We start from the raw sequence: 19,197 nt of genomic DNA on the forward strand, positions 1-19,197 counted from the left end.
GGGCGGGCGCCCCGGCGGGGGGCCGCGGGGCGGCCGGGCCCCCGGCCCCCCCCCCCCCCCCCCCCCCCCGCGTCGTTGGAGGGCTGGGCGTCGGAGTGCGGCCGGCTCTCGGGTGACAGGTAGCTGCGAGCCCCCCTCTGTCCTGCCGGACATCTCCCCCGCAAGGGGGGAGATCGATCCCGCCCCCGCGTCTCGGCCAACTATCAAAGCGGATAGTTTGCACGAACGGACGAAAAGAGGCTGCGAACGCAAAAGCTGCTGATCTCCCCCCTTGTGGGGGAGATGGGCGGCAGCCCAGAGGGGGGCGCTGCGCCGGCAGGTGAAGACCGATCGAGCGAGCATGTTCCCGCTCACCCCTTGGTCACGTCCTTGAGCATCAGCAGAAACGACGGCTCGAGCTCGAAGCCCTGGACCGTCGCCGTCGTGACGGCGTTCTGCTTCCAGTTGGCGACGAAGGCCCAGGGCGCGTCGTCATGGACGATCTTCTGGACCTTTTCATAGAGCGCGCCGCGCTCTTTCTGGTCCGTCGTCTTGCGGGCCTCGTCGAGCAGCTTGTCGACCTCCGGATTGGCATAGTAGCCGGAGTTGAAGCCGCCCTCGTCGGGCATCGCGTCTGAGCGGAGCGCGAGGAAGGGCAGGGTGTCGGGATCGTTGGTCATCCAGGCCATCTCCGCCATGTCCGCCTTGCCTTTCAGGCCCGGATTGACGTTGGCGAGATAGGTGTTCCACTCGTAGGTCTGGATGTTGACCTGAAGGCCGACCTTCTTGAGATCCGCCTGGATCGCGGTGGCCATGGCGACCGGATCGAGCATGCCCGAGCCGCCCTCCGGCACGTAGAAGGTCAGTGTCTTGCCCTCGGCGCCGGCCTGGCGGATCAGCTCCTTGGCCTTTTCCGGATCGTGAGGGTAGGGCGCGACCGAGCCGTCGTTCGCCCATTCGAAGGCGCCGGGGATCGGCCCGGCGGCGATCGTCGCCGTGCCCTGCAGGACGTTCTCGGTGATCGCCTTCTTGTCGATGGCGTAGTTCACCGCCTGGCGCACCCGCTTGTCCGAGAACGGGCCCTCCTTGGTGTTGAGGATCAGGAACCAGAGATGCGGTCCGGCCTCCTCGTAGACCGTGTAGTTCGCATCGCTCCGGAACTGCGAGAGACTGTCCGGCGGCACTTCGACCATCAGGTCGATGCCGCCCGACAGCATCTCGGCGACACGGGTGTTGGCGTCGGCGATCGGCCGGAAGACGACCGCTTCGAGCTGCGGCGGGCCGTCCCAGTAATCCTCGTTGCGCGAGACCACGACCTTGGCGTTCGGGTCCCAGCCCTCGAACTTGAAGGCGCCGGTGCCGACCGGATGGCGGCCGAAATCCTTGCCGTATTTCTTCACGGCCTCGGGCGAGACGATCAGCCCGGTCGGATAGGCGAGGTTCGAGAGGAACGGCGCGAAAGGTTCCTTCAGCTGGAAGACGACGGTGTGCGCGTCCTTGGCGGTGACGCTGTCGACCTGCGAGAAGAAGAAGGCGAGGGGGAAGGGGCCGGTATCGTGGAACGGATGGTCGTCCTTCAGCATGCGGTCGAAGGTGAACTTCACCGCCTCGGCGTCGAAGGGCGTGCCGTCGTGGAACGTGACGTCGTCGCGCAGGTGGAAGGTGTAGGTCTTGCCGTCCTCGGAAATGTCCCAGCTCTTGGCCAGCGCCGGCTCGACCTCCAGCGTCCCCTTCTTGAAGCGCACCAGCCCGTCATAGAGGTTGACGAGGATGCGGAAGTCGTTGGTCGCGGTGACGGCCTGCGGATCGAGGGACTTCGGCTCGGCGATTTGCCCGACGATCAGGACGTTCGGCGGCGTCTGGGCTGCGGCCGGCCCGGCCATCGCCAGAGCGAGGATCGCAAACGCGGCGGCCAAGAGGTTTCGCATCGAGGGCTCCTTTCCGTGGCGGTGTCTTCGACACTTAGGCGATGCTCGCCGATGGCAAGGAAAGGTCGCGATTCCGCGCCGCGGACGGCCGGGGCCTCGACACGAAAGAGGCCGCCCGGCGGGGGCGGCCTCGCAATGTTCGGGCGGCAGCGCCGGCCGATCGGCTCAGCCCATCTTCTCCAGCTCGTCGATGAAGCCGGAGATCATGCCGAGCCCCTTCGACCAGAAGGCCGGATCGGAGGCGTCGAGGCCGAAGGGTGCCAGCAGCTCCGAATGGTGCTTGGTGCCGCCGGCCTTCAGCATGGCGAAATACTTCTCCTGAAATCCGGCCTCCGAATTGCGGTAGACCGCATAGAGCGAGTTCACCAGGCAGTCGCCAAAGGCATAGGCGTAGACGTAGAACGGCGTGTGGATGAAGTGCGGCACGTAGGTCCAGTAGGTCTCGTAGCCGTCGCCGAGCCGGATCGCCGGGCCGAGGCTCTTGCCCTGCACCTCCAGCCAGATCTCGCCGATCCGCTCCGAGGTCAGTTCGCCCTGGCGTCGCTCGGTGTGGAGCTTGCGCTCGAACTGGTAGAAGGCGATCTGCCGGACCACCGTGTTGATCATGTCCTCGACCTTCGAGGCGAGCAGCGTCTTCCTCTCGGCGTCGGTCTTCGCCTGGTCGAGCAGCGACCGGAAGGTCAGCATCTCGCCGAAGACCGAGGCGGTCTCGGCGAGCGTCAGCGGCGTCGGCGCCATCAGCGCCCCCTGCCGGCCGGCCAGCACCTGATGCACGCCGTGGCCGAGTTCGTGGGCGAGCGTCATCACGTCGCGCGGCTTGCCCATGTAGTTGAGGAGGACATAGGGGTGGACGCTCGGCACCGTCGGATGGGCGAAGGCGCCGGGCGCCTTGCCGGGCCGGATCGCCGCGTCGATCCATGAATTGTCGAAGAAGCGCTCGGCGATCGACGCCATTTCCGGCGAGAAGCCCGAATAGGCCGAAAGCACCGTCGAGCGGGCCTCGCCCCACGGGATGTCGCGGCGCCTGGCGTCGGGCAGCGGGGCGTTGCGGTCCCAGTATTCGAGCTGGTCGACGCCGAGCCATTTCGCCTTCATCGCGTAATAGCGATGGGAGATGCGGGGATAGGCCTCGTCGACGGCGGCGGTCAGGGCGTCGACGACGTCGCGCTCGACCCGGTTGGCGAGGTGGCGCGAATCGGCGACGTCGGCAAAGCCGCGCCAGCGGTCGGAGATCTCCTTGTCCTTGGCCAGCGTGTTGGTGATGAGGGTGAAGACCCTGAGATTTTGGGAAAACACGTTGGCGAGGGCGTTCGCCGCCTTGCGCCGCTTCTCGGGCTCGGGATCCTGCAGCATGTTGAGCGCGGCTTCGATCGCCATGTCCTCGCCGTCGACGGTGAAGCGCAGCGACGTCAGCGTCTCGTCGAACAGCCGGTTCCAGGATCCCGCGCCGGTCACCGCCTTGTCGTGGAACAGCTCTTCCACGCGGTCTTCCAGCTGGTAGGGCTTGTCCTTCCTGAGATCGACGATCCACGGCCGGTAGTGGCCGAGCGCCGGATCGCGGTCCATCGCCGCATCGAGGACGGCGTCGTCGATGCGGTTGAGCTCCAGCGCGAAGAACAGGAGCTTCGAGGCGATGTCGGTGACGTTCGACTGGGTGTCGCCGTAGAACTTCGCCCGCGCCGGATCCGAGGTGTCGCCGGAATAGACGAGGCCGGCAAAGGAGATGATCCGGCCGAGCAGTTCCTCGAGGCCCTCGTAGGCGCGGATGGCTTCGACGAGGTTGCCGTCCTCTGCTGCCGCCGCCTCGGCGAGCCGGCCGCGCCAGCGCTCCTGGAAGGCCGCCGCCGCCTGCCGCGCGCGGTCCATGTCCGCGGCGAGCTCCGGGCTCGTCATCGCGGGATAGAGATCGGCGAGATTCCACTCGGGAAGGTCGCCCGCCGTCGTCGCAGCCGCCTCGGCCGCGGAACGGGCGGCAATGATCGTCGCAATCGTTCTCAAGAGCTTCTTTCCATTCTGTCTCGACGCCGTCCGGAGGCAATAGCCCTCCGGCTCGCCCCGGCCAAGCCCGAAGGCGCGGCCAATCTCCCGACGATATCGTGACGCCCGCCACTTGCGTCAAATTCGACTGAAATTACAGAGAATTAATTGTCCGTTTCCGTTCAGTCGGATTTTAGGCGCCCGTGCCAAAGTGGGTCATTCTCGCACCAAGACGAGACCGGAGGCGTCAATGACCGACATCGTCCTCATCGTCGACGACGATCCCATCCAGCGTCGGCTGCTCGACGCGCATGTCGCCCGCATGGGGCTGCAGCCGCTGCATTGCGACGGCGGCCGCGCGGCGCTCGACGCCCTCGGCGGTCGCAATGCCGGCCAGATCGCCGCAGTGGTGCTCGATCTGCTGATGCCGGACAAGAGCGGCATGGAGGTGATGGCGGAAATGCGCCGCAACCGCCTCGACGTGCCGATCGTCGTGCAGACCGCCAAGGGCTCGATCGACACGGTGGTCGAGGCGATGCGCGCCGGGGCCTTCGATTTCGTGGTCAAGCCGGTGTCGCCGGAGCGGCTGCGCGAGACGCTCGCCAACGCCGTGCGCATGCATGCCGCGGCGCGGCCGAAGCGCGGCGACACGACGCTCGCGCCCGGCGAGGCCTCGCCGGTGATGCGGCCGGTCCTCGCGATGGCGGCAAAGGCGGCGCGATCCAGCATCCCCATCCTGATCAGCGGCGAGACCGGCGTCGGCAAGGAGTGGCTGGCCCGCGCCATCCGGGCTGCCGGCGAACGCGCGTCGAAGCCGTTCGTCGCGGTCAATTGCGGCGCCCTGCCGGCCGATCTCGTCGAGAGCATCCTGTTCGGCCATGCGCGGGGTGCCTTCACCGACGCCACCGACGAGCACCGCGGCAAGTTCGCCGAGGCGGACGGCGGCACGCTGTTCCTCGACGAGGTCGGCGAACTCGCCCCGGCGGCGCAGGTGAAGCTCCTGCGCGTCCTGCAGGAGGGCGAGATCGATCCCGTCGGCTCGAAGGCGCCGCTTCGCGTCGACGTCCGGGTGATTTCGGCGACCAATCGCAGCCTCGCCGAGGCCGTCGCCGCCGGCCGCTTTCGCGAGGACCTCTATTATCGCCTCAACGCCGTCGAGATCACCATGCCGCCGCTGCGCGAAAGGCGGCCCGAGATCCGCGGCCTCGTCGAAGGCTTCCTCGAGCGGCTCGTCGGCGTCGAGCGGCGATCCCCGGCAAACGGCATCGACGAGGCGGCGCTGCGGCTGCTCGAAGCCTACGACTGGCCCGGCAACATCCGCCAGCTCGAAAACACGCTGCATCGGGCCGTCGTGCTGTCGGACGACGAGACGCTCGGCGTCGAGGATTTCCGCCAGATTACGGCCCTGATGGACGCGGCGGCCGTCGGCGGCACGCGTGTCGCCGCGGCAGAGCCGCGGCAGACGGTGGGCCTGGCGGACGACCGGCGCGGAGAGCTAAGCGCCGATTTGCCGGGCCCGAACCGCGCGGGCGTCGAGGCGCCGGTCCGGCGCGACCGGCCCTTCGTCCCGGAGTTCCCGCTGCGTGACGGCGAGGGACAGGTCCGCCGCATCGTCGACGTCGAGGCGGACCTCATCCGGATGGCGCTCGCGCAATATGACGGGCGGATGAGCGAGATCGCCCGCCGCCTCGGCATCGGCCGGTCGACCCTCTACCGGAAGATGCGCGAATACAACATCGCCGAGCGCCGCTGACGGCATTTGTCCGCAGGGCGGCGGAGTTTTGCCGGGCGTCCGGCGCCTTGCCGCCGCGCACCGCGCGGGTGTAGGGGCTGGCCGGCGGGGGGACGGCTTGAAGCCGGGCCTTCCGGCTCGCTGCCTTCAGCCGTGGGTTTCGACGAAGAAGGAAAGGCTGAAAGCAAGATGCATCCGAAGATCGCCGTGATCGGCTGCGGCCAGTGGGGACAGAACCACGTCAGGACGCTCGCCGAAATCGGAGCGCTCACGGCCGTTGCCGATCGCAATCTCGACCGCGCCGAACGCTTCGCCGAGCGGCACGGCGTGCCCGCCATGGAGCCGGACGAGGCGATCGCTTCCAGCGACATCGACGCCGTCGTGCTGGCGCTGCCGGCGAGCGTCCACGGTCCGGTGGCGCGGGCCGCCTTCGCCGCCGGCAAGGACGTCCTGATCGAAAAGCCGATCGCCCTCGACGTCGCCGACGCCGAGCTGACGGCGGCAGTCGCCGAAAAGGCCGACCGCCTCCTGATGGTCGGTCACGTGCTGCGCTTCCATCCGGTCTTCCAGAAGCTCTGCGCCGTTGTGGCGGAGGGGCGGATCGGCACCGTCCGGCACATCGTCGCCAACCGCATGGGGCTCGGCCGCTTCCTCGGCATGGACGTCGTCTGGGACCTCGCGCCGCACGACCTGTCGCTGATCCTGAAGCTCGCGAATTCGATGCCGCTCGCCGTCCGGGCTATGCGCCGCACCGTCCTGTCGGACGCGACGGACGTGGCGGACGTCGTGCTGGAATTTGCCGGCGGGCTGAAGGCGGAGGTTCACGTCTCGCGTATCTCGCCCTATCGCGACCGGCGCTTTTCGGTGGTCGGCACCAAGGGGATGATCGTCTTCGACGACCTCGCGCCCGAGGGCGAGAAGCTGGCGCTCTACGGCCATCAGGTCTGGCGCGACGGCGAGGTGTTCGCCTTCGAGAACGCGCCGGTGACGCATCTGCCTGTCTCGCCCGGCCTGCCGCTCGACCGCGAGCTCCGCCATTTCATCGACTGCATCGTGCATCGCCGCCAGCCGGAAACGGGAGCGGCGGAGGCCGTCGAGACCGTCCGCATCCTCAACGAGGCGTCGCCGCTGGGCTAGGCCGGCGGGATTTTCGCGGTCTTCCGTTCGGGTCCGGTCATTGGGCGGCCATCCGAGACCGAGCGGCGTGTTCCACCCCCCTCTGTCCTGCCGGACATCTCCCCCGCAAGGGGGGAGATCGGCAGCGTCGGCGCGTTCACCTCTTTGTGGAAGGCCGACACCTCAATCTGGAAGACCGACACCTCTTTCTGGAAGGCCGATGCAAGGCTCGTCCGCCGCAGGGTGGGCGCTGACCTCTGCGCGGGATCGATCTCCCCCCTTGCGGGGGAGATGTCCGGCAGGACAGAGGGGGGTACAAAAGCGCCGGCGCATTTGTGGTAATGAACGATCAGCCCGGTCGACAGGCGGGGCAGCGTTCGACCCGGCCGATGACGAGGCTCCCAACCCTCTAAACGCTCGCCGCGACGCCCTCCCGGGCGGCGAGGCGGCCGGCCGAAAGACCTTCGACAATGACCCCGCCGCCGAGAACTTCGGCGCCGGCCTCGACGCCGTCGTAGAAGACGCAGGCCTGGCCGGGGGCGATCCCGTCTTCCCCGAGAACCAGTTCGACCTCGACCGAGCCGCCCTCCGCTGCGAGGATGCGCGCCGGAGCGGGCGGGCGGGTCGAGCGGACCTTGACGAACACCTCACCGCCGGCGGCGGCGTGCGCCGCCACGCTTCGCGCGCCGAGCCAGTTGAGGTCCCGTAGCCGGATCCGCCGCGTCGCGAGCGCCTCGCGCGGGCCGACCGTCACCGTGGCGGTGGCCGCGTCGAGCGCCACCACGTAGAGCGGATCGCCCGCGGCGATACCGAGGCCGCGGCGCTGGCCGATGGTGAAGTGGACGATGCCGGCATGCCGGCCGAGGCGGCGGCCGTCGACATGGACGATCTCCCCCGGTTCCCCGGCCTCGGGCCGCAGCTTGCGGATGACGTCGAAATAGCGGCCCTTCGAGACGAAACAGATGTCCTGGCTGTCGGGCTTGTCGGCGACGGCGAGGCCGAAGCGCGCGGCGATCGCGCGCGTTTCGTCCTTGGTCATGGTGCCGAGCGGAAAGCGCAGGAAGTCGAGCTGCGCCTGCGTCGTCCCGTAGAGAAAGTAGCTCTGGTCGCGGTCGAGATCCTTCGGGCGGAACATCGCGCGGTGGCCGTCCCGCTGCCGCGACTCGACGTAGTGGCCTGTGGCCAGCGCGTCGGCGCCGAGATCCGCAGCGGTCTCGAGGAGGTCGCGGAACTTGACGGTCTGGTTGCAGGCGACGCAGGGAATCGGCGTTTCGCCGGCGATGTAGCTCGCCGCGAAGGGATCGATGACCGCCTTTCGGAAGCGCTCCTCGTAGTCGAGGACGTAGTGGTCGATGCCGAGAGCCTCGGCCACCCGCCGCGCGTCGTGGATGTCCTGCCCGGCGCAGCAGGCGCCGGCGCGGCGCGGGCCGGCGCCGCCGTCGTAGAGCTGCAGCGTGATGCCGACGACGTCGTAGCCGGCTTCGGCGAGAAGCGCGGCGGTCACCGAGGAATCGACGCCGCCGGACATGGCGACGACGACGCGCGTCTCGGACGGCGGCTTGGCGATGTCGAGGCTGTTGAGTGTCATGATGCTGCTGACTTGGCGGCGGTCGGTTCGCTCGGCAGGCCGCGCTGGCGGACGTTGGCGAGCATGATGGTGCGAGCACGAGGCTGCGCAGCCATATCGCGATTGCGCCCGGCCTTTCAACGGTCGGCCATGGCGCAAAGCTGCCCGGAGCGGTCAACTTTTTTCGAAGCGCCTGCCTGCCGAAGCGGGTTCGCCAAGAGTTTTCAGCAACTTCTTATCGAAAGCTTACGCCGGGCTTGACTCTTTCTTTAGAAGCAAACGCTACGGTCGTCACGATTGGGTCTTTGGGTAGTGTGTCGAGAGTGCAATGACCGATCAGGTTAGACCACGTGTCAAATATGTCATCGGGCCAGATGGTAGCCCGCTGACCCTGGCGGACCTGCCGCCAACCAACACCAGGCGATGGGTGATCCGTCGCAAGGCGGAAGTCGTCGCTGCGGTCCGGGGAGGGCTGCTCAGCCTCGACGAGGCCTGTTCGCGCTATACGCTCACCGTCGAGGAGTTTCTTTCCTGGCAGATGTCGATCGATCAGCACGGCCTTGCCGGCCTTCGCACGACGCAGCTCCAGGAATACCGCCGCAAGGTCGATCTTCACTGACCTCGGCGCGGCGCCGCCGCCATCCCCCGGGCCCAATTCCTGGCGCGGGTCTGAAGACATGATGCGAAGCCCGACGCTTCGCGGCAGGGGCCGTTTCGCAACGGCGTCCGCCGGCGCGGCCGGTAGACACCGTACGTTCCCGGCGAAGCCGCGTCAGCTGCCGCTCAGGCGCAGAACCGCTCGGCCCGACCGTCGCGGCGATGCCCCGGACGCGCCGTCGCCAGCACCCGCCCGACATGCCGGCGAATCTCGGCGATGCTGAACGGCTTTTCGATGACGCCGAGAATGATCGCCGCGAGATCTTCCGCCGCTTCCTTCTGCTCGGCATAGCCGGTCATCAGCTGGATCGGCAGGCCCGGCCAGCGCGCGGCGGCGGCATGGGCGAGTTCGATGCCGGTCATCGCCGGCATGCGGATATCGGACAGAACGAGATCGAAGGCGCCGTCGTGCTCGACCAGCACTTCGAGCGCGATCTCGCCGTCCTCGACGGCGATCACCTCGTGCCCTTCGAGACGAAGTGCGCGTTCGACCAGAAGGCGCACACCGTGGTCGTCTTCGGCGATGAGCAGTTTTGCCACCTCGGACTCCCTCATCCACGATGACTGATTTGATATGACACGATGACCGAGCGAGCTTGCGCCGAGCTTGCGCCCGGCCGCAATTGACGGCGCGGGGCGTCCCGCTCGCCGGGCGAGGCTGGTTTCCGGCAGATGTGCATCGCGCCCGGCCTCAACCCTCGCCGACGACGTGGCCGATGAACGGCAGCTCGCGGAAGGCGTGGCCGACATCCATGCCGTATCCGACGACGAAGTGGTCGGGACAGTCGAAGCCGACGAAATCCGCCTCGATGTCCGCCTGGCGATGGCCGCGCTTTTCGAGCAGCACCGCGAGCCCGACGCTGGTCGCGCCCCGCGACAGGAGGAGTTTGCGGGCAAAGGCGAGGGTGCGGCCGGACTCCAGGATGTCGTCGACGAGGAGGACCGGCCGTCCGGCGACGTCCGCATCGATGTCGCGCAGGATCTTCACCTCTCCGCCGACCGTCCCCGCGCCGTAGCTCGACAGCGAGATGAACTCGACCTGAGGCGCGACGCCGGCGTGGTGCATGGCACGGATGAGGTCCGCGGCGAAGACGAAGGCGCCCTTCAGCACCGACACGACGACGAGATCGTCGCCCGCCCCCGCGGCGATCTCGCGTGCCAGACGGTCGACCTCGGCGGCGATCGTCTCGGCGCTGTAGAGGACGTCGATCGTCCGTCCGCGAATGCTGATCACCGGCGGCCTTCGGGCGCTGCGTCGACGAATCCCACTCTCACCTCTCCTGTCGAATCCTCCGCCAGGGCGACCATCGAGACGAACTCGATCGACTGGCCGGCGGATAGCCGTGCGACACTGGTCTGAAGCGTGCGCGAGCGCAAGCCCGTGTCGCGATCGGCGAAGTCGATCTTCAGGGGCGGAACGGCGGCGTCGCCGCGGGAGGGATTGGTGATCCGACCTTCGACGGTCAGGACGCGGCCCGCGCCGTGATCGGCGACCCGGGCGCTGACGGTCGAAAGCTCTACCGGATAGCCGCCGGCATTCGTCGCGGTGGCGGCGATCGGAGCCTCGGGGAAGGAGACGAGGAAGACCGGAAGAAGCAGGGCGCCGAAGGCGAAAGCGCAGACGAAGAGGCCGATGCGCCCGGGCATGCGCCGCTTCGCGGGGCCGGCCCCGAGGGCGACGGGCGATGCGGGAAGAAGGCGTTCCGACGAAAATTCCACCGCCTCGGCATCGCGGACGTCGGGGCTGGCCGGAGCGGCCTGGTCGGTGACGCTCTTGCGATCGGATGCGTCCCCGCCGGCCCGCCGCCCGAAGGCCGACGGCTCCCTGGCGTCGCCGAAAGGCGCCTCGGTCCGCCGCCGGGCGGTAACCTTCGCAGCGCCGTCGATGGTGCGTGCGGCGGGGCTCGAGCGCTGCGAGGCAGCGTGAAATTCGGTCTGAGAATGACGGCTTTCGACGTGCTCGCGCATGGGCACCCCCGCTGGCTGTTCAGCCGACCGTAAGTTTTTATGGTTAACGAGTGGTGAAGCGGCGGGGCGCGGCGGGTGCTCCGGCGCGAACGTCAAATGGCCACTTTGCTGCCGTCTCACCGCCGAAGCTTCGAATCGACAGAAGGGAAGAGGCTCCGTCTTGATCCGTTTCGAGAACGTCGGCCTGCGCTACGACATGGGCCCCGAAGTGCTGCGCGATCTCACCTTCGAGATACGCCGCCAGTCGTTCCAATTCCTCACCGGGCCGTCGGGTGCCGGCAAGACCAGCCTCCTGCGCATGCTGTTCCTGGCGCTGCGGCCGACCCGCGGCCTGATCACGGTGCTCGGCCGCGACGTCGCAACCCTGTCGCGCAAGGACCTGCCGTCGATCAGGCGGAGGATCGGCGTCGTCTTCCAGGACTTTCGCCTGCTCGACCACATGACCACCTACGAGAACGTCGCGCTGCCGCTTCGGGTGCGCGGCCGGCAGGAGCATGAGTACCGCCAGGACGTCGTCGACCTGATCAAGTGGGTCGGGCTCGGCGAGCGGCTCGACGCGCTGCCGATCGTCCTGTCCGGCGGCGAGAAGCAGCGCGCGGCCATTGCCCGGGCGCTCATCGACCAGCCGGACATCCTGCTCGCCGACGAGCCGACCGGCAACGTCGACGCGCCGCTGGCGCGGCGTCTCCTGCGCCTCTTTCTCGAACTCAACCGATCCGGCACCGCGGTCGTCATCGCCACCCACGATCTCGGCCTGATGGAACAGGTCGACGCGCGGCGGCTGGTGCTGGCGGACGGACGACTGGAAATCTATGACTGACACCGCAGCGCCAAGCACCGCCGGTCCCTCCCGGACGCAGCGCCTCGTCGCCACGCTGAGGGGTAGGGGCCAGACGCCGATCGTCCCCGCCGGCAACGTCGCCGGCCGGGCCCTGACGACGGTGATCGCCATCATGACCTTTCTCGCGGCGCTGACCGTCGGCGCCGTCAGCCTCGTCACCGACACCGCCGGCCGCTGGCAGAACGACATCTCCAACGAGATCACGGTGCAGGTGAAGCCGGCGGACGGGCTGGACATGGCCCAGGCGCTGGAGACGGTGCGCCAGATCGCGCTGCAGACGCCGGGGGTCAAAGGCGCGACGGTCCTCGACGAGGCGGCGACGGGCCGGCTGCTGGAGCCGTGGCTGGGGGAGGGCGTCGACCTTCAGGAACTGCCGGTGCCGCGGCTGGTGGTCGTCTCCATCGACACCGGGGATCCGCCGAATTTCGAGTTCATGCGGCAGGAACTCCAGGAGGCCGTGCCGCAGGCCGATCTCGACGATCACCGCGCCTGGGTGTCGCGGCTCGTCACCATGGCGCGGACCGTCGTCTTCGTCGGGGTCTTCGTGCTTGCCCTCGTCATCGTCGCGACGACGCTGACGGTGGTGTTCGCCACACGCGGCGCGATGTCGGGGAACCGCCACATCGTCGAGGTGCTGCATTTCGTAGGTGCGCGATCGAGCTTCATCGCGCGGGAGTTCGAACGGCATTTCCTCCGGCTCGGCCTGATCGGGGCGGCGGCCGGCGGCGCCGTCGCCATCGTCGTCTTTGTCGTTCTGGGCCACCTCACCGAGGCCAATCGCCAGACGCCGGAGGCCGATCAGATCAGCGCCCTGTTCGGCTCCTTCACCATCGGCTGGACCGGCTATGTCGGTGTCCTGCTGCTCGTTGCAACCGTGGCGGCCCTGACGGCGTTGACCTCGCGGCTGACGGTCACCCGCCATCTTGCGGAGATCGACATGATTTCGCCGGTCGAAAATTAGGGATTGGTTCACGCCATTGGCGGAGTCTAGTCTGATCAGATGCCGGGCCCGGCCGGCAGACCGGCCGCGCCGGCGCAGGTGACGGCCGGATCGGAAACGGACGGATGGCGTTTACGGGTGGGGCCGCTCGGTCCAGTCGGTCGCCGGACGAAGGGTCGGTCGCAGGGTCTTTCCCTGAGCGCGGCCGACACGGAGATGCAATGACGATTGCCGCCGAGCCAATTTTCCGGTCTTCCCCGCGCCTTGCCGCCGGGACGGGAAAGCTCGGGCGTCGGCCACGGCTGCGCAAGCGCCTCGCCGCGACTCTCGCCTTCGCCGGTATCGCCGGCTATCTGCTCGGCGGTTTCTGGCGCTTCACCGAGGAGGTCGACCGGCTGTCGACGCCGGTGGCGAGCGCCGACGCCGACGCCATCGTTGTTTTGACCGGCGGCGCCATGCGGATCGACTACGGGCTCGATCTCCTGCGCAGCGGCAAGGGCCGGCGGCTCCTGATCAGCGGCGTCCATCCGGGCACCAGCGTCGCCACGCTGGCGCGGCTCACCAACACCGACAAGCGCCTCTTCGACTGCTGCGTCGACATCGACTATCTCGCCGCCGACACCATCGGCAACGCCGAGATTGCCGGCCGCTGGGCGGAAAAGCGCGGCTATCGCGACCTGATCCTCGTCACCAGCGACTATCACATGCCGCGTTCGCTGCTGGAATTCGACCGCGTCTCCAGCATCCGGTCGGTGACGCCGGTCGCGGTGCGGCGCGACGACCTGTGGAGCGGCGAGCGGCTGTTGACCGGGTCGGGCCTGCGGCTGCTCCTCACCGAATACGGCAAATACGTCGCCACCCGCATCCGCGGCGGGCTCGGCATGGCGCCGCAGGAAAACGAGGACGACGCCTCGCACATGGCGAGCCTGGACTGACGCTGCGGATGCCGCGTGTCCCGCGGCCCGGCGGAGCCCCAGGGCGCCGCTTCCCGCCTTGGCCCGAGCGGCGATCGGTCCTATGAACGCCGCGTGGCGCTCCCCTTGGGTGCGCAGGCTGCTAGTGGTCCGCTTCCGACATTTGGTACCGTCCCGTGGAGACCGCGCAGCAAATGTCGGAATCGAAAGACCACTAGCCAAGATGATGATCCTGGTGGATTTTTCGAATTTGACATTTGATACGACGCCGCACCCGATCGGGACACAAATGTCAAATTCAATCCACTAGCTCCGGACCTCTCATGACGCTTCTGCGTTCGATCGCCTTCAACATCCTGTTCTACGGCAACCTGACGCTCCGGCTGCTGTTCTGGGCGCCGATCTTCTTCTTCGTGCGCGAGGAGCGGGGCTGGTGGATCGTGCGCAACTGGGCGCGGTCGAGCCTGTGGCTGCTCGAACACGTCGCCGGAACGAGCTCCGAGCTTTCTGGCCTCGAACGCCTGCCGGCGGGCAGCGCCATCGTCGCGTCGAAGCACCAGTCGGTGTGGGAGATCCTGTCGCTTTTGACGGTGGTCGAGCGGCCGACCTTCATCCTGAAGAAGGAGCTCCTGTCGATCCCGATCTTCGGCGCCTTCGCCCGGCACATGAAGATGATTCCGGTCGACCGGGCGAAGCGCGGCGGCGCCATTCCGGCGATGATGGAGGCGGCCCGGGAGGCGATCGCCGCCGGACGGCGGATCATCATCTTTCCGGAGGGAACGCGCACCCGTCCCGGCGCCGAGGTGGAATACCGCCAGGGCGTCTACCGGCTCTACGAGGCGCTCGGCCTGCCGGTGGTTCCGGTCGCGCTGAATTCCGGGCTGTTCTGGCCGCGCAACGGCTTCGTCAAGCGTCCCGGCACGATCCGCGCCGATTTCCTCGAGCCGATCGGTCCCGGCCTCGAGCGCACCCGCTTCCTGACGACGCTGCGGACGGCGATCGAGACGCGCTCGCGCGAGCTGTGCGGGGAGGCCGGCCCGACGCAGCAGGCCGGCGCCGCCGCAGATGTCCCAAAGCCCGCCCACGCGGACCCTCGATTCGAACCGGGCGAACCGGTCGAACCGCCCGAACCGGGAAAGCCGGAGCGCGGCGCTCAGAGCCGCAGCACCACCTCCTGAAGCCAGCGGTCCCGCAGGCCCATCGCCGCGATGTGCTCGTAGGCGCTCCGCACATAGTCGACGTTCGGCCCCGACTGGCCGTGGCTTCGCGCCACGATCGCCGCGGCGCTCGCCGCGTCGATCTTGCCGGCATACTGGGCGTGGCCGCGGTCGACGACGTAGGAGACGGCGGCGATCCGGCGGCCGTCCGTGGTCCGCACGGGCAGCAGCGCCTCGCGGTAGACGTTGGTGACGAGCTCGCGGGCCCTCAGATAGGCCAGCGTCTCCTCGCGCCTGGCGCCCTCGACGCGGAACGCCATGCCGACGCAGGAGCCGCCGCGATCCAGGCCGAAGACCAGACCCGGCCGCTCCGGCGTGCCGCGATGGACGTGCGAATGGACGCAGAGCGAGCGATGATAGCCCGCAACTCTTGCTTTTGCGCGTTCCACATAGTCAAAGCCGGGACGCCAGATCAGCGAACCATACCCGAAGACCCAGAAATCTTGCATTGGTTTCAAATCGCCCCGACGATCCGTGTCCGGCAGAATCGGCTCCGTGTAAAAGGATAACGGGATGGCCTCGTCAAGCGACAGTCCCTCCAGAGCGCGCCGCGGCCTCATCGGCGTTGCCGTCGTCGCGGTGCTCTTGGCTGCCGGCCTCTCGGGCGCCTGGTTCTATCTCGCCGGCCGGCTCGACGGCGAACTGACTAGAGCGATCGAGCAGGCGCGGGCGCGCGGAACCACGGTCGAATGCCCCGACCGGGAGGTCTTCGGTTTCCCGTTCAGGATCGGATTTCGCTGCGACAGCCTCTCGGTGGTCGAGACGCGTCACCGCCAGATCAAGGCCTCGGCCGGGGCGATCCGCACGGCCGCCCAGATCTACCGGCCGAACCGCATCGTCGGGGAACTCGACGGACCGCTGCGGCTCAGCGGCGCCGACCTTCCGCCGCTCGACTTCCGCTGGTCGCTGGCACAGGCCTCGGCGACGTTCTGGACCGCCGGGCTCGACCATTTCTCGATCGTGACCGACGATCCGAAAGTCGCTCTCGCCGCCGCGGGGGGCGACGGCCAGCCGGTGATGGACGCCGGCCACACCGAGGTCCATGCCCGCCGCCGCGACGGCAATCTCGACGTCTTCACGCTGATGAAGGGCGGCCGGCTGGTCTTCTCCGGGGCGCCCGACCTGCCGGCGCTCGACGCCAGCACCGACCTGACGATCGACGGGGCGGCCGACTGGCTCTCCGGCGCCGCGACGGGGCTGACCGGGCGCGAGCTCTTCGCCGGCCGCCACGTCTCGCTCCGCTCGCTGCTTCTCGAGATGGACACCGCCAATGCCGAACTCAGCGGCGACTTCTCCTTCGACGAAGAAGGCCGCGTTTCGGGCAAGTTCGAACTCGCGATCGCCGAGCCGAAGCGGATCGCCGACTTCGTCACGGTGGTCCTTCCGAAGCTGCGCGACGTCGCCGCCGCCATCGCCTCGGCGCTGCCGATGGCGGGACGCCGCTCGGACGGGCGGACGGTCATCGAACTGCGGGCCAAGAACGGCATTCTCGCCGCCGGCATCTTTCCGATCGGCAAGCTGCCGTCGCTGGAGTGACGCCGGAGCATTCTTCGTGAAGCGACAGCCGGGGAAGGCGGGCGGGCCCTCCGGCGAGAGCATCGGGCCGAGGCTTTCGCGCGAGCCCTCCTGCCGAACGCCCTGCGCTACATGCAAAAGCCGGGGCGGACCCCGGCTCTTCAGCACTTTCGACCGGCGGTTCAAGGCGCGTCAGGCACTGACCGGCACCAGCGCCTCGTTGGCGGCGGCCGCCTTGTCGCGGACCGCCTTCTGCACCTTCTCGAAGGCCCGGACCTCGATCTGCCGGACCCGCTCGCGCGAGATGTCGAACTCGCCGGACAGCGCCTCGAGGGTCAGCGGCTCCTCCGCCAGCCGGCGCGCCTCGAAGATCCGGCGCTCCCGGTCGTTGAGGACGCCCATCGCCGAGCGCAGCATGCCCCGCCGCTGGTCGTACTCGTCCTGGCGCACGAGCACGTCCTCCTGGGAGTCCGCATCGTCGACGAGCCAGTCCTGCCACTCGCCCGATTCGCCCTCGGTCGCGCGGATCGGGGCGTTCAGCGAGGTGTCGCCGGAAAGCCGCCGGTTCATCGACACCACCTCGTCCTCGGAGACGCCGAGCGTGGTGGCGATCTGCGACACCTGGTCGGGCTTGAGGTCGCCCTCGTCGAGCGCCTGGATGCGGCTCTTCATCTTGCGCAGGTTGAAGAACAGCCGCTTCTGATTCGCGGTGGTCCCCATCTTCACGAGGCTCCAGGACCGCAGGATGTATTCCTGGATCGAGGCCTTGATCCACCACATCGCATAGGTGGCGAGACGGAAGCCCCGCTCCGGGTCGAAGCGCTTGACCGCCTGCATCAGGCCGACATTGCCTTCCGAGATGACTTCGCCGATCGGCAAGCCGTAGCCCCGGTAACCCATTGCGATCTTGGCCACGAGTCTTAGGTGGCTGGTGACGAGCTTGTGCGCCGCCTGCCGGTCGTCGTGCTCGGCATAGCGCTTGGCAAGCATGTATTCTTCCTGCGGTTCCAGCATCGGAAACCGCCGGATCTCTTCCAGATAGCGGGTCAGACCGCCGTCTCCGGACGAGATCGTCGGAAGATTCATCTGGGCCATGTTGCGCCCTCCATTCTCTCCATTTCGGCCGCTTCGGCTGTGAAGCCGGCCGGCATCGGGATCGCTTGCGCCGATCCGTCAACGCCCGAGACGCCATATGGTGACGATCGGCGACGATTACATCATTCCCGTGGCGCAGATGAGCCGGCATCGGCCCGCATGGCTCGCCCGGCGCCCCGCGCTGCCGGTGGCGTGCATCCCCGCGCTTTCAGAACAATGCGTTGTCCGCGATGCCGCCGGAACCGGGATGATCTCAGCCGGCGGTCACGTTTTCGGGAAGGTCGATCGCCAGGGCCGCGGCGAGAGCCGTCATGTCGGGCGGGAGCGCCGAGCGGAAATTCAGCGCGCGGTCGTCATCCGGATGCCGGAAGCCGAGTTCGGCGGCGTGCAGCGCCTGCCGGGAAAACGCCTCGACCACCGCCCGCGGCGCCGGCTCGAGCTTCGCGGCCTTCGTCCTCACGCCCGCCCCGTAGAGCGGATCGCCGACCAGCGGGTGGCCGAGATGCGCCATGTGGACGCGGATCTGGTGCGTCCGGCCGGTCTCCAGCCGGCAGGAGACGAGGGCGGCCTCGGCCGCCGCCGTGCCGCAGGCGAGCGTGCGGTAATGGGTGACGGCGTGGCGCGCGTCGCTGCGCCCCTCAGGCACCACCGCGCGCTTGATGCGGTTCGCCGTCGACCGGCCGAGCGCGGCATCGACGATGCCCGACAAAGGCCGGGGCTCGCCCCACACGACCGCGAGATAGCCGCGCGACAGCCGGCCGTCCCGGCCGTGTTCGGCAAACTGTCCGGAAAGCGAGCGATGCGCCGCCTCGGTCTTGGCGACGACCAGCAGCCCGCTGGTGTCCTTGTCGATGCGGTGGACGATGCCGGGCCGGCGGACCCCGCCGATGCCGGTGAGGCTCGGGCCGCAATGGGCGACGAGGGCGTTGACGAGAGTGCCGTCGGGGTTGCCGGCACCCGGATGGACGACGAGACCGGCCGGCTTGTCGACGACGATGAGCGCTGAGTCCTCGTAGACGATGGAAAGCGGGATCGCCTCCGGTCGGGGCAGCGGATCCTCCGGCGCGGGGAGAACGATCTCGACGCCGTCGCCCTCCGCGAGCTTCTGCTTGGCGCCGCTCGCCGGGCGGCCGCCGACCCGCGCATGGCCCGCCTCGACCAGCGACTTCACGCGGCTGCGGGAGATCTCGCCCCCCAAAGCTTCGGCGAGGAAGACGTCGAGGCGCGTGCCCGCCGCGGCGGTTTCGACGGTGAAGCGTCTTGTCTCCATGGTTTCATGCCCTGTAGGAGCAGCCCGACGATCCGGGGCGGCGGGACCGGCCTGCCGCTCTCAATCATCCGGTGCGAAGGAAGACATCATGGGCCAAATCAGCCACGAGGCGGCCGACGAGGACAAGCCGCTCGATCCGGCCGCCGAGCGCCTGAGGCGCAAGATGGTGCGGCTGCTCGCCGTCTCGATCGGCATCATGCTCGTCGGCGTTATGGCGGTGCTCGGCGTCGTTGTCTACAAGGCGGTGCCGAAGTCCGGCGGCCTCGGCGCCACGGCCTCGAGCATCGAACTGCCGGCCGACGAGGAGATCGTCGAGACGGCGCTCGACGGCGACCGGGCGATGATCCGCACCCGGGCCGGCGGCATCGACCGGCTCTATGTCGTCTCGCTGTCCGACGGCCGGATCCTCAAGCGCCTCGACGTAACCCGCGGCGAGGCGACGCGCGTCGGCCTGCGCAAGGCGGCGCTGCCCTGACCTCCA

The 19,197-nt window shown here is 68.5% G+C and carries 18 protein-coding genes; 9 read left to right on the plus strand and 9 right to left on the minus strand.

Going from position 1 to position 19,197, the window contains the following annotated elements; genetic code table 11:
* Nucleotides 1-350: 350 nt before the first annotated feature.
* Both J1C47_RS02275 and J1C47_RS02280 read right to left on the minus strand, forming a co-directional pair.
* On the minus strand, nt 351-1,907 hold the full coding sequence (locus tag J1C47_RS02275) for an ABC transporter substrate-binding protein (RefSeq protein ID WP_207349111.1): 1,557 nt from the start codon (nt 1,905-1,907) through the stop codon (nt 351-353).
* 165 nt (nt 1,908-2,072) lie between these two features.
* A complete protein-coding gene (locus J1C47_RS02280) occupies nt 2,073-3,896 on the minus strand; it encodes a M3 family oligoendopeptidase (protein ID WP_207349436.1) in 1,824 nt (607 codons plus the stop codon).
* Between the two features lie 238 nt (nt 3,897-4,134).
* Between J1C47_RS02280 and J1C47_RS02285 the strand changes: the two genes are divergently transcribed.
* Nucleotides 4,135-5,637, plus strand: a complete 1,503-nt coding sequence (locus J1C47_RS02285; protein ID WP_207349112.1) for a sigma-54-dependent transcriptional regulator — start codon at nt 4,135-4,137, stop codon at nt 5,635-5,637.
* A 168-nt stretch (nt 5,638-5,805) separates the two neighbouring features.
* Entirely contained in the window at nt 5,806-6,753 is a 948-nt protein-coding gene (locus J1C47_RS02290) for a Gfo/Idh/MocA family protein (RefSeq protein ID WP_207349113.1), read from the plus strand.
* 388 nt (nt 6,754-7,141) lie between these two features.
* Here J1C47_RS02290 and mnmA read toward each other — a convergent pair whose 3' ends face one another.
* Complete coding sequence (gene mnmA, locus J1C47_RS02295) at nt 7,142-8,320, minus strand: tRNA 2-thiouridine(34) synthase MnmA (RefSeq protein WP_207349114.1); 1,179 nt, start codon at nt 8,318-8,320, stop codon at nt 7,142-7,144.
* Nucleotides 8,321-8,627: 307 nt separating this feature from the next.
* Between mnmA and sciP the strand changes: the two genes are divergently transcribed.
* Complete coding sequence (gene sciP, locus J1C47_RS02300; protein WP_207349115.1) at nt 8,628-8,918, plus strand: CtrA inhibitor SciP; 291 nt, start codon at nt 8,628-8,630, stop codon at nt 8,916-8,918.
* 164 nt (nt 8,919-9,082) lie between these two features.
* On the opposite strand, the gene J1C47_RS02305 is transcribed toward sciP, so the two are convergent.
* From J1C47_RS02305 to J1C47_RS23595, 3 genes are read right to left on the minus strand one after another with little or no spacing between them, the layout of a single operon-like run.
* Nucleotides 9,083-9,706, minus strand: a complete 624-nt coding sequence (locus tag J1C47_RS02305) for a response regulator (RefSeq protein ID WP_342591917.1) — start codon at nt 9,704-9,706, stop codon at nt 9,083-9,085.
* Nucleotides 9,648-10,190 carry a hypoxanthine phosphoribosyltransferase gene (gene hpt, locus J1C47_RS23590; protein ID WP_207349116.1) on the minus strand — a complete coding sequence of 181 codons (543 nt, stop codon included), beginning with the start codon at nt 10,188-10,190 and terminating at the stop codon, nt 9,648-9,650. Before hpt ends, J1C47_RS02305 begins: the two co-directional genes overlap by 59 nt.
* Nucleotides 10,187-10,924, minus strand: coding sequence for a hypothetical protein (locus J1C47_RS23595; RefSeq protein ID WP_207349117.1), 738 nt, complete (start codon nt 10,922-10,924; stop codon nt 10,187-10,189). The genes hpt and J1C47_RS23595 overlap by 4 nt, the downstream gene beginning before the upstream one ends.
* 160 nt (nt 10,925-11,084) lie before the next feature.
* Here J1C47_RS23595 and ftsE point away from each other — a divergent pair, with 160 nt between their 5' ends.
* From ftsE to J1C47_RS02335, 4 genes are all read left to right on the plus strand, one after another.
* The gene (gene ftsE, locus J1C47_RS02320; RefSeq protein ID WP_207349118.1) at nt 11,085-11,744 is read left to right on the plus strand and encodes a cell division ATP-binding protein FtsE; all 660 of its coding nucleotides are present in this window, start codon (nt 11,085-11,087) and stop codon (nt 11,742-11,744) included.
* Nucleotides 11,737-12,726, plus strand: coding sequence for a cell division protein FtsX (locus tag J1C47_RS02325; RefSeq protein ID WP_245396319.1), 990 nt, complete (start codon nt 11,737-11,739; stop codon nt 12,724-12,726). The genes ftsE and J1C47_RS02325 overlap by 8 nt, the downstream gene beginning before the upstream one ends.
* Nucleotides 12,727-12,926: 200 nt before the next feature.
* The gene (locus J1C47_RS02330) at nt 12,927-13,640 is read left to right on the plus strand and encodes a YdcF family protein (protein ID WP_207349119.1); all 714 of its coding nucleotides are present in this window, start codon (nt 12,927-12,929) and stop codon (nt 13,638-13,640) included.
* Between the two features lie 302 nt (nt 13,641-13,942).
* Nucleotides 13,943-14,797: a lysophospholipid acyltransferase family protein gene (locus J1C47_RS02335; protein WP_207349120.1), complete on the plus strand. Its 855-nt coding sequence runs from the start codon at nt 13,943-13,945 to the stop codon at nt 14,795-14,797.
* On the opposite strand, the gene J1C47_RS02340 is transcribed toward J1C47_RS02335, so the two are convergent.
* Nucleotides 14,773-15,285: a gamma-glutamylcyclotransferase gene (locus tag J1C47_RS02340; RefSeq protein ID WP_207349121.1), complete on the minus strand. Its 513-nt coding sequence runs from the start codon at nt 15,283-15,285 to the stop codon at nt 14,773-14,775. The two genes, J1C47_RS02335 and J1C47_RS02340, sit on opposite strands and share 25 nt — an antisense overlap.
* A 64-nt stretch (nt 15,286-15,349) precedes the next feature.
* Between J1C47_RS02340 and J1C47_RS02345 the strand changes: the two genes are divergently transcribed.
* Nucleotides 15,350-16,372: a DUF2125 domain-containing protein gene (locus J1C47_RS02345; protein WP_207349122.1), complete on the plus strand. Its 1,023-nt coding sequence runs from the start codon at nt 15,350-15,352 to the stop codon at nt 16,370-16,372.
* Nucleotides 16,373-16,543: 171 nt separating this feature from the next.
* On the opposite strand, the gene rpoH is transcribed toward J1C47_RS02345, so the two are convergent.
* On the minus strand, nt 16,544-17,446 hold the full coding sequence (gene rpoH, locus J1C47_RS02350; RefSeq protein ID WP_207349123.1) for an RNA polymerase sigma factor RpoH: 903 nt from the start codon (nt 17,444-17,446) through the stop codon (nt 16,544-16,546).
* Between the two features lie 253 nt (nt 17,447-17,699).
* The gene (locus J1C47_RS02355; RefSeq protein ID WP_207349124.1) at nt 17,700-18,716 is read right to left on the minus strand and encodes an RluA family pseudouridine synthase; all 1,017 of its coding nucleotides are present in this window, start codon (nt 18,714-18,716) and stop codon (nt 17,700-17,702) included.
* 88 nt (nt 18,717-18,804) lie between these two features.
* On the opposite strand from J1C47_RS02355, the gene J1C47_RS23600 reads away from it, so the two are divergent.
* Complete coding sequence (locus J1C47_RS23600) at nt 18,805-19,191, plus strand: hypothetical protein (RefSeq protein WP_245396320.1); 387 nt, start codon at nt 18,805-18,807, stop codon at nt 19,189-19,191.
* Nucleotides 19,192-19,197 lie beyond the last annotated feature (6 nt).

It is taken from the genome of Jiella sonneratiae, assembly GCF_017353515.1.
GTDB classification, from domain to species: Bacteria; Pseudomonadota; Alphaproteobacteria; order Rhizobiales; family Rhizobiaceae; genus Jiella; species Jiella sonneratiae.

What these genes read in the sequence shown, in the direction of transcription:
- J1C47_RS02275 (WP_207349111.1), bottom strand. Translation starts at nt 1,907, where the DNA reads ATGCGAAACCTCTTGGCCGCCGCGTTTGCGATCCTCGCTCTGGCGATG.
- J1C47_RS02285 (WP_207349112.1), top strand. Translation starts at nt 4,135, where the DNA reads ATGACCGACATCGTCCTCATCGTCGACGACGATCCCATCCAGCGTCGG.
- J1C47_RS02290 (WP_207349113.1), top strand. Translation starts at nt 5,806, where the DNA reads ATGCATCCGAAGATCGCCGTGATCGGCTGCGGCCAGTGGGGACAGAAC.
- mnmA (WP_207349114.1), bottom strand. Translation starts at nt 8,320, where the DNA reads ATGACACTCAACAGCCTCGACATCGCCAAGCCGCCGTCCGAGACGCGC.
- sciP (WP_207349115.1), top strand. Translation starts at nt 8,628, where the DNA reads ATGACCGATCAGGTTAGACCACGTGTCAAATATGTCATCGGGCCAGAT.
- J1C47_RS02305 (WP_342591917.1), bottom strand. Translation starts at nt 9,706, where the DNA reads ATGTCGGCCACGCCTTCCGCGAGCTGCCGTTCATCGGCCACGTCGTCG.
- J1C47_RS23595 (WP_207349117.1), bottom strand. Translation starts at nt 10,924, where the DNA reads ATGCGCGAGCACGTCGAAAGCCGTCATTCTCAGACCGAATTTCACGCT.
- J1C47_RS02325 (WP_245396319.1), top strand. Translation starts at nt 11,737, where the DNA reads ATGACTGACACCGCAGCGCCAAGCACCGCCGGTCCCTCCCGGACGCAG.
- J1C47_RS02330 (WP_207349119.1), top strand. Translation starts at nt 12,927, where the DNA reads ATGACGATTGCCGCCGAGCCAATTTTCCGGTCTTCCCCGCGCCTTGCC.
- J1C47_RS02335 (WP_207349120.1), top strand. Translation starts at nt 13,943, where the DNA reads ATGACGCTTCTGCGTTCGATCGCCTTCAACATCCTGTTCTACGGCAAC.
- J1C47_RS02340 (WP_207349121.1), bottom strand. Translation starts at nt 15,285, where the DNA reads ATGCAAGATTTCTGGGTCTTCGGGTATGGTTCGCTGATCTGGCGTCCC.
- J1C47_RS02345 (WP_207349122.1), top strand. Translation starts at nt 15,350, where the DNA reads ATGGCCTCGTCAAGCGACAGTCCCTCCAGAGCGCGCCGCGGCCTCATC.
- rpoH (WP_207349123.1), bottom strand. Translation starts at nt 17,446, where the DNA reads ATGGCCCAGATGAATCTTCCGACGATCTCGTCCGGAGACGGCGGTCTG.
- J1C47_RS02355 (WP_207349124.1), bottom strand. Translation starts at nt 18,716, where the DNA reads ATGGAGACAAGACGCTTCACCGTCGAAACCGCCGCGGCGGGCACGCGC.
- J1C47_RS23600 (WP_245396320.1), top strand. Translation starts at nt 18,805, where the DNA reads ATGGGCCAAATCAGCCACGAGGCGGCCGACGAGGACAAGCCGCTCGAT.